General features: G+C 45.6%; 1 protein-coding gene. It reads right to left on the reverse strand.

Annotated features, from left to right (window positions below; all coding sequences use genetic code 11):
- Positions 1-145: 145 nt before the first annotated feature.
- On the reverse strand, positions 146-1,582 hold the full coding sequence (mobQ, locus tag FTV42_RS16580; RefSeq protein ID WP_107111964.1) for a MobQ family relaxase: 1,437 nt from the start codon (positions 1,580-1,582) through the stop codon (positions 146-148).
- Positions 1,583-1,791: the final 209 nt, after the last annotated feature.

The raw sequence follows: 1,791 nt of genomic DNA on the forward strand, positions 1-1,791 counted from the left end.
GCTACGCTCGGTTTAGGAATCAAATTTGGAAAGTTCGCACCCATTCGGGATGCTCTGTAAAGCAGGTGATTGATGGATAGGGAGCTTGTAATCAGGGAAAGGGATGGGCAAATTTTCTCAGTTCGCTCGTAGACACTCGCTCTGTTTAGCGACTCATGCCACGAGATTTCATTTTAGGCGCATGTTGCTGTGCTTTGAGCTGTTGTTCCTGTCTGAGTTTCATCTGTTGTTCTGCTTTGATCTCATCCACACATTTTTTAATGACTTGATAGGATGGGTATAGAGTCTGGTATTGCTTGGCTTTGGCTGGATGTTGTTGTTGGTACTGCTTCCAGGCATGTTCTTTGAATTTGTCATTTTCCAATAAATCCTTCACACCATGTTTTTTCTGGTGTTCATGCTGACCTTTCAGCTTTTTGTGCTCCTGGTAAATCGCATCACGTTGGGCTTCCCAGGCTTTTTTTCCAAACAGTAAGGGTTTGTTCTGAGTTAATTCGTTGTGTTGATCGACCAGGCTTTGCAATTTGTCATGACTTTGCTTGAGTCCGCTTTTCACGATCTCCTGGGCAAGCTGCTGATTGAACTCATTTTGATGTTTGTGGTGCTTGGTCAGGGTTATTTCGGCTTGTTTGAGATTACGCTGCATGAAATCCAGGTCTAGATTCGCGTCTTTTGCGCTGATTTCGCGTTTTAGCACTTTGCCAAGGGTTTCCCTCTGTTTTTCCTCAAACAGGGCTTTTTCGTCAATTGGTGGCGTTTTAGCGCTATTTTTGATTTGGATCTGCTGTTCTGTTTTCAGTGTGCTGAGTTTGATCTCATTTTCAGCAATCAGCAGATCCATATTTTTGCTGTATTGCAGCTGAGCCTGATTTCTCTGTTTGATTTCGTCATTGCTTCGGCTGATTTCGGTCTCAATCCCTTTTCGGCGCAGTTCGGTGACTTTCGGCCCTTCGTGCAGCGTGGCTTCTAAACCATTCTCCTGGTCTTTGTAGCTGCGGTGGTCGACTCGGGCAGTGTATCCAGCCAGATCCAGGTGCATATTGCAGATATCGGCAAAGTGTTCGCGCCAGTGTTCGATTTCTCCACTGTGTTTCTGATCCAGTTCCCGGGTTTTCTCGGTGAAGCCTTCCTGAGTAAGTTTGCGTGTGCTCATCAGGATATGCGCGTGATAATTGCGTTCATCACTACCAGATCCAGTATGCGGTGCATGAATACAGGCATCGACGGCTACCTGGTGTCTGTCCACGATACTGGCGCATAGCTCTTCGAGCATGGCCAGGCGTTGTTCCTGATTTAATTCACTTGGAAAAGCGATTTCAAATTCTCGGGCAACTGTCGAGTTTTTTCGGGTTTCCCGTTGTTCAACTTCGTTCCAGAGTCTTTCCCGGTTTTTTAAATGTTCTGGTGCGCCTTCGGGTAAATAAATTTCTTTATATTCCACACCTGTTTTTCGGCTGTAATCATGTTCTCGGCCCTCACGTTCACAATAGATCTTTTCACCTGCCCGATAGGCAATCGCAGCAGTAGCGGAACGCCCTGCTGATCGTGCTACGGTTTTGACTGAAAAGTGGTAAATCGCCATGCCTATTTTCGCTTTTAAATTTTCACGTAGTGAAGTACAACCGTGGATACGGTTGTCGGGGTATTGGGGAGACCCCAATCGTACTTGCAAACGAAGTTTGCATAAGTGCGCTCTTCGAGGAAAACATTACTATACATATAGCACCTTGAATGCATATTCAAGTGCGCTTATGTTAGGGATGGTTTCCCAGGATGATGGTATTGGATTAA

Source organism: Acinetobacter sp. YH16052, assembly GCF_013417155.1.
GTDB lineage: Bacteria > Pseudomonadota > Gammaproteobacteria > Pseudomonadales > Moraxellaceae > Acinetobacter.